This is a genomic window from Nocardioides sp., assembly GCA_037045645.1.
Lineage (GTDB): Bacteria > Actinomycetota > Actinomycetes > Propionibacteriales > Nocardioidaceae > Nocardioides.
The window spans coordinates 1-5855 of record JBAOIH010000008.1; the positions used below are offsets into that span (position 1 = coordinate 1).

General features: G+C 66.5%; 7 protein-coding genes. 4 read left to right on the top strand and 3 right to left on the bottom strand.

The window, feature by feature from the left end; genetic code table 11:
• The coding region (locus V9G04_16770) for a hypothetical protein (GenBank protein MEI2714891.1) at positions 1 to 256 on the top strand (256 nt) is incomplete at its 5' end.
• Positions 225 to 608: a metallopeptidase family protein gene (locus V9G04_16775; protein ID MEI2714892.1), complete on the top strand. Its 384-nt coding sequence runs from the start codon at positions 225 to 227 to the stop codon at positions 606 to 608. The genes V9G04_16770 and V9G04_16775, both read left to right, overlap by 32 nt.
• A gap of 329 nt (positions 609 to 937) precedes the next feature.
• Here the strand turns inward: V9G04_16775 and V9G04_16780 are convergent, their stop codons facing one another.
• Positions 938 to 1372, bottom strand: coding sequence for a CrcB family protein (locus tag V9G04_16780; GenBank protein MEI2714893.1), 435 nt, complete (start codon positions 1370 to 1372; stop codon positions 938 to 940).
• Complete coding sequence (locus V9G04_16785; protein MEI2714894.1) at positions 1369 to 2295, bottom strand: ATP-binding protein; 927 nt, start codon at positions 2293 to 2295, stop codon at positions 1369 to 1371. The genes V9G04_16780 and V9G04_16785 overlap by 4 nt, the downstream gene beginning before the upstream one ends.
• 215 nt (positions 2296 to 2510) lie before the next feature.
• Here V9G04_16785 and V9G04_16790 point away from each other — a divergent pair, with 215 nt between their 5' ends.
• On the top strand, positions 2511 to 3947 hold the full coding sequence (locus V9G04_16790) for an NAD(P)/FAD-dependent oxidoreductase (GenBank protein ID MEI2714895.1): 1437 nt from the start codon (positions 2511 to 2513) through the stop codon (positions 3945 to 3947).
• A gap of 20 nt (positions 3948 to 3967) precedes the next feature.
• On the opposite strand, the gene V9G04_16795 is transcribed toward V9G04_16790, so the two are convergent.
• Complete coding sequence (locus tag V9G04_16795; GenBank protein MEI2714896.1) at positions 3968 to 4615, bottom strand: PaaI family thioesterase; 648 nt, start codon at positions 4613 to 4615, stop codon at positions 3968 to 3970.
• Between the two features lie 60 nt (positions 4616 to 4675).
• Here V9G04_16795 and V9G04_16800 point away from each other — a divergent pair, with 60 nt between their 5' ends.
• Entirely contained in the window at positions 4676 to 5737 is a 1062-nt protein-coding gene (locus V9G04_16800; GenBank protein ID MEI2714897.1) for a DNA adenine methylase, read from the top strand.
• Positions 5738 to 5855: the final 118 nt, after the last annotated feature.

Genomic DNA, 5855 nt, shown 5'->3' on the forward strand with positions numbered 1-5855 from the left:
GAACACCGGCAAACTTCTCCCCAAGGGGCAGAACTGGTGGAACTCCTTCCACGTGGTCTCGGTCGAGTGGACTCCTACGGACTACATCTTCCGCATTGACGGCAAGGAATACTGGCGGATGAAGGGCAAGCCTCTGCAGTCCAACGGCTATCTCGTGCTCAGCGCGCTCACGTCGGACTACGAGATCAAATTCCTGACCAAGAAGACCATCAAAGAGACGACGAGTGTCGACTGGATCCGAGTCTGGGCTCTGTGACGAGCCGGAGATTACCGACGACGAATTCGACCGTCTGGTCGACCTCGCGCTGGACTCCATCCCGGCTGAACTGGCCGCTCTGATCGACAACGTCGTGGTGATCGTCGAGGACGACGCCCCGCCTGACGACCCCCACCTGCTGGGTCGCTATGAGGGTGTCGCGCTCACGGAGCGTGCCGCGAATCATGCGGGCTATCTGCCGGATCGGATCGTGCTGTTTCGCCGGCCGCTGCGCGAATTCGCCCCGACCCGCGACGAGTTGGCGCGCGAGATCGAGATCACGGTCGTGCACGAGGTGGCTCACCATTTCGGCTTCGACGACGCGCGGATCCACGAACTGGGCTACGGCTAGGTCGCCGCTACCCCGACCACGAACCCGAGCGTCACCAAGAGCAGTGCGGTGGCCAGGGTCATGAGGGCGTACGCGCCCCCGGCCCTCGGCCCACCGTCGTGGACCTGCACCGCGAAGCTTCGAGAATGTGGTCAGCGCGCCACAGAAGCCGACGCCCAGCAGTGCGGCCGGATGGCCGTTCAAGCCGGCACCGCTCAGTGCTCCCAACGCCAAGCAGCCCGCTGAGTTGGCGGCATAGGTGCCCCACGGGTGAAGCGAGTCCCACCGCTGCGCCAACGCATAGCGGGTCGCGGCACCGAGGGCACCGCCGAGCGCCACCAGCAACGCCGTCACCACGACGGCTCCCGACGACCGGAGAGGTGGCGTACGCAGTGCACCGCGAGCACGCTGGCCGTCAGACTCAGCAGCACGTACGCGCCTGCCTGCCACACCTTGCCCTCGGCGACCATGAGCCGGGTCTCCTCCGAAAACGTTGACAGCGTCGTGAAGCCACCGAGCAGGCCCGGGCCGAGCGCCGCGAGTGCCACGCGACGGTGTTCGGGGCGCAACATCGCAGGGAGCATGCCCAGGAGCAGTGCTAGCAGGGCGCTGCCTGCCACGTTGATCGTCAACGTCGTCCAGGGGAACCCGGAGGACGCGACCTTGGTCTCCAAGGCCCACCGGAGCAGGGCGCCGCTCGCCCCGCCGACCGAGACCGCGGCCAGTGCCGCAGGCGTGACCGGCCCCGGCGTGACTGGCCCCGGCGAAACTGGAGAGTTCGTCACTGCGCGGGCTCGGTGGAGCGCACAGACAGCACCGGGCACGGCCTCGGGGCCTCGCCTCGGGCCTGCCGCACGAACTCGCTGAAGTACCAGATCTGGAACTGCCGCACCTCGTCCGTACGTGCCAATGAGAGCAGGCGCTGGGCCTGGGCGAACTCGTCCGCGAGGTTGAGCAGCCGCAGCATCTGGTCGACCAGGGTGCTGCGCGACGGGTTGAAGCGCGCCCGCAGGAAACCGCGCTCGACCCGAGAGCGGACAAGGCGTTCGATCTGGCCGACGACCGTGTTGTCGAACGAGGCGTCGAAGTCAGCGAACACGCGCGTCAGTTCACCGGCTAGCGGGTAGTCGTCGCGATGGGACAGCGAGAGGAGCCGCAATTCCCGACGCAACTCGCGGAAGTGTCGACGAGAGGCGATGAGAGGGCCCATGGGCACGTTGTCGAAGACGACCTCGACCCAGTTGTCGGTGACATCTATCGGCACCGTCTGCTCGACGTAATTCAGATCGGGCGTCGGGACGTCGCCTTCCCCGGGGGATGGGGAGGGCTCGAACCAGACGAACTTGCCCTCGGCTTCGATGCTGACGCCCCAGTTGGTGGCGCACATGGCGACCAGGCTCAGGCCGCGGCCAAAGGTCTGCAACATGTCGTCCGGGTCCGCGCTGCTCGGGTTGGGGAACGAGGGCGGCTTACGAGAGCCGTCCCAGACCTCGATCCGCAGGTGATCCTTGGTCCCGCGCACCCGCACCGAGATCGGGTCGGCCCCGTGGAGCAGCGCGTTGGTGACCAACTCGGAGAGCGCCAGTTGGGTGGCCTCCACCAGTTCGTCTCGCCCCAACTCGCGGCACAGGTCGGATGCCCATCGGCGCGCCAAACTCACCGAACGCGGGTCGTTGTCCAACGACAGCGGTGGTCTATTGAGTGGCACGCCGACATCAGCAATTCGTACGGAGCGGACTGATCAGGACGCGCATACCCCTGCCGGAACCCGCCGAAACCTTCGGAATCGGCATTTCCTAAAAACTTCAACCACAACCGTTCCGGGGGTGACGCGGCTCATGTGAGGCAACCTACGCGACCCGGAATGTGGTCGTCTGGCAATTCGGTTGTCACCATGAACACTTCCGTCTCGAAAGGCGTTCCATGGCCGTCCCTGAGCGTTCCGCAACCACCCGCCACCGCGTGGTGGTGATCGGCTCCGGCTTCGGTGGGCTCTTCAGCACGAAGGCGCTGCGCCGCGCCGACGTCGAGGTCACCATGATCGCCAAGACGACCCACCATCTGTTCCAGCCGTTGCTGTATCAGGTGGCGACCGGAATCCTGTCCGAGGGCGAGATCGCCCCGCCGACCCGCGAGGTGCTGAGTTCGCAGGCCAACGCCAAGGTGCTGCTCGGCGAGGTGGTCGGGATCGACCTCGAGGCTCGCACGGTCACCTCGGTCGTCCTGGGCCGTGAGACGGTCACGCCGTACGACTCCCTGATCGTGGCGGCCGGGGCCAACCAGTCCTACTTCGGCAACGACCACTTCTCCGAGTTCGCACCGGGGATGAAGTCGATCGATGACGCGCTCGAACTGCGTGGCCGGATCTTCGGTGCCTTCGAGATGGCCGAACTCGGCGCCAACCGAGGCGACGACGTCGACCAGCACCTCACCTTCGTCGTCGTCGGCGCAGGTCCGACCGGAGTCGAGATGGCCGGTCAGATCGCCGAACTGGCGCACCGCACCCTCAAGAAGGACTTCCGCGAGATCAACACCCGCCATGCGCGCGTGGTGCTGCTCGACGGCGCCGATCAGGTGCTCCCGCCCTTTGGTCCCAAACTCGGCGCCTGGACCAAGAAGAACCTGGAGAAGCGCGGTGTCGAGGTGCGACTCGGCGCGATGGTCACCGACGTCGACGAGCGTGGCATCGAGTTCAAACTGCGCGACGGCAGTACCGAGCGGATCAGCGCGGTCACCAAGATCTGGGCGGCCGGCGTACAGGCATCTTCGCTCGGAAAGACGCTCGCCGAGCAAAGTGGCGCACCGTTGGACCGGGCCGGGCGGATCGGTGTGAACCCCGACCTGACGCTGCCTGGGCACCCCGAGGTCTTCGTCGTCGGCGACATGATCGCGCTCGACAACCTGCCGGGTGTGGCGCAGGTGGCGATGCAGGGCGGGAAGTACGCCGCCAAGGAGATCAACCGACGGCTCAAGGGCAAGGCACCCCAGGGCCCGTTCAGCTATTGGGACAAGGGCTCGATGGCCATCATCAGCCGCTTCACCGCGGTCGCGATGGTCGGCAAACTGCGGCTCAGTGGCCTGATCGCCTGGCTGATGTGGCTGGTGATCCACATCGTCTACCTGACCGGATTCAAGAGCCGCGTCAGCGCTCTGCTGCGCTGGGCGATCTCGTTCCTCGGCAACGGCCGCTCGGAGCGTACGACCACCGAGCAGCAGATCTTCGCGCGTGCCGCTCTGGCCCGTCTGCGCGGTGGCGCGGCCGACCTGGTCAGCAGTCCCGGCGAGTACGACGCGACTCGTGAGTTGTTGGAGCGCACCAAGGTGCGCGACGACGCGGGCCGGCCTGAAACAAGCGCCTGACCCGGCGCCGCAACCCGGGACTATTCGAAGCGATCCGGTTTCGGTGCGAACTCACGCGCCCAGCGCGGCAGGATGAAGGTGCCTTCGGCCTCGACGCACACACCGTCGTCGGTGGAGATGCGCCCGCTCGCGAAGGTCTTGGGGCCGTCGAAGCCGGAGATCTCGGCCTCACAGCGAAGTCGGCCCAGTTTGACTCCCCGTCGGTAACGCAGCGCCAACGTGCCGGTCATGCCCGGCCGTTTGCCGGCGCTGCACGCTTCGCCGAGGAGCTGGTCCAAAAGCAGAGCGCTGACGCCGCCGTGCACCAGGCCCGGAGGGCCCTCGTACGGTGCGCCCAACGTGACCTCGGCGTGCACGCGCCCCTCCTCGCGGTGCACGACGAGCGGCGGAGCGATCGGGTTGCGCAGGCCGATCACGGCATTGCCCCACGCGCGAGAGCGCCCGCCCTCGGTGTACCGCACGCCGAAGCCACCGTCGATCCTCGACCCGTCGAGTTGGTCGGCAAGCGCATTCAACCGCTGGGTCGCCGACTCGACGGTGGCGGCGTCGACGGTCGTACGGATGCTCGCGTCGACCAGCCGGCGGATGCTGTCTGCGAGCGGTCCATAGACAGCGGCCTGCTCGGCGAGTTGCTCCTCGGTGAGATCCTCGCGACTGAAACCCATCATGATCGCGCACTCTAGGCGTGCCGCCGGGTGTGTCGGTCGGCGGCGTCCTACGTTGTCGGCGTGATCAAGTATCTGGGCTCGAAGCGGCTGCTCGCGCCGGTCCTGGCCCAGATGGCAGTCGCTGCGGGAGCGCGTACGGCCGTCGACTTGTTCACGGGCACGACGCGGGTGGCTCAGGAGTTCAAACGCCGCGGCATCTTCGTGACCGCGGTCGACCTGGCGACGTATTCGGCCGTGTTGGCGCAGTGCTTCGTCGCGACCGATGCCGACGAGGTGAACCCCGACGAACTCGACCAGGCCCTGGCCCTTCTGAATGCGCTGCCGGGACAGCGGGGCTACTTCACGCGTACGTTCTGCGAGGAGTCGCGGTTCTTCCAACCCAAGAACGGTGCCCGCATCGACGCCATTCGCGAGGCGATCGAGGACGAGTTCGCGACATCGGCGCTCTATCCGGTGCTGCTGACGAGCCTGATGCTCGGCGCGGACCGGGTGGATTCGACGACCGGACTCCAGATGGCGTACCTGAAGTCCTGGGCGCCGCGGGCTCATCGTGACCTGACCCTGACCGCCCCGAGTCTGCTTGCAGGCGGCGGGGCGGTGCGCCGTGGCGACGCCATGACCCTGGTCGACGAGTTGCCGGCGGTGGACCTGATGTATCTCGATCCGCCGTACAACCAGCATCGCTACTTCACGAACTATCACGTCTGGGAGACCCTGGTGCGCTGGGACGCACCCGAGCATTACGGCGTCGCGTGCAAGCGCATCGACGCCCGCGAGGACGAGGGACGCAGTGTGTTCAACAGTCGCCGCACGATGTCTGCGTCGTTTGCCGATCTGCTGCGACGTGCGCGTGCGGACCTGCTGCTGGTGTCGTACAACGACGAGTCCTGGATCTCCTCCGACGAGATGGTCGGCTACCTGCGCGATGCGGGGCATCAGGACGTACGCGTACTCGCGTTCGACGCCAAGCGGTATGTCGGCGCGCAGATCGGTGTGCACAACGCGGCTGGCGTGAAAGTCGGCGACGTCGGGCGGTTGCGCAACGTGGAGTACGTTTTCGTGGCCGGTACACCGGACCACGTGGAGGCTGCGGTGGCGTACGACCGTGTGGCGGCCAGGTAACCGACGTGGGTGTCGGCCCAGTGCTTCGTTGGCCCAGTGCTTTGTAGACCACGTGTTTCGTAGGCCCCGTGGGACTCGAACCCACAACCAAAGGATTAAAAGTCCTCTGCTCTGCCAA